We start from the raw sequence: 844 nt of genomic DNA, 5'->3' as shown, positions 1-844 counted from the left end.
TATTGGCTTATATGGCAGATCGTGAAGGACGTGTTCTAGACCGTGAAACAATTCTGCACGGTGTTTGGGGGTACGATTATGCTGGCCCCGATACACGAATGGTTGATATGCACTTGTCGCATCTCCGCGATAAGGTGGAAGACGATCCTAAACACCCAGTTCATTTAAAAACCGTGCGTGGCTTTGGGTACCGGTTTGATGATCAAGCGGTAGATTAGGAGGCTCGGATGCATACAGAATTAATGCAAAACGCCAAAAAGTTTGTTGCTTTTTGGTTTTTATATGCAGTTTTAATTTGGCTGATTTTGTTTGTGGCGTCTGCGTTAGGCGACCAAGTTGTCTCGTTAAAATTCCATGTGCTGGTATTACTCTCGATGTTTTTGTCAGGTGCCACGACTTTGGCTTTGGATTTACAACAACAACGTCGTGATGCCCACATGGCTATATTTATTGATAAACTGCGTGATTTACATACTGATAATACGCGAGCTGGGCATATCTTAATGCGACCTGATGATTCGTTAGCACCGCTAGCGGAAGCGATTAATGACGTGCAACGCTTAAATCGCGATCGCATCAAATTATTGCAACAACAAGGTAGCACGTTAGCTGCCTTAATGACAAATATGCCATTAGGCGCTTTGCGTATTACACCAGAACGCACGATTATTCAAATGAATGCCCAAGCACAGGAGATGCTTGCTGTTGACCGCGACGCATTAGGACGCGATTACTCGGATGTTATTAAGCATCACCGCTTAATTTCGTTGTTGGAGCAAGCTTTAAAAATGGAGACGCAAGTTCGCGAATTGGTTAAGTTTGATAATCGCATGCTTGATGTGTC

1 protein-coding gene and 1 pseudogene are annotated in these 844 nt (G+C 43.8%); both read left to right on the top strand.

The annotated features are described in order from the left end of the window. Positions 1 to 218, top strand: a 218-nt coding sequence (locus WEIDD23_RS14310) for a winged helix-turn-helix domain-containing protein (RefSeq protein ID WP_242865381.1), incomplete at its 5' end; no start/stop codon positions are given. A gap of 9 nt (positions 219 to 227) precedes the next feature. Then, a pseudogene (locus tag WEIDD23_RS14305) lies at positions 228 to 844 on the top strand (histidine kinase); the annotation flags it as partial.

The organism is Weissella sp. DD23 (assembly GCF_001579105.1).
Lineage (GTDB): Bacteria > Bacillota > Bacilli > Lactobacillales > Lactobacillaceae > Weissella > Weissella cibaria.
Note: the sequence above shows the minus strand (reverse complement) of the source record. Positions and strands in the feature narration are given on the sequence as shown.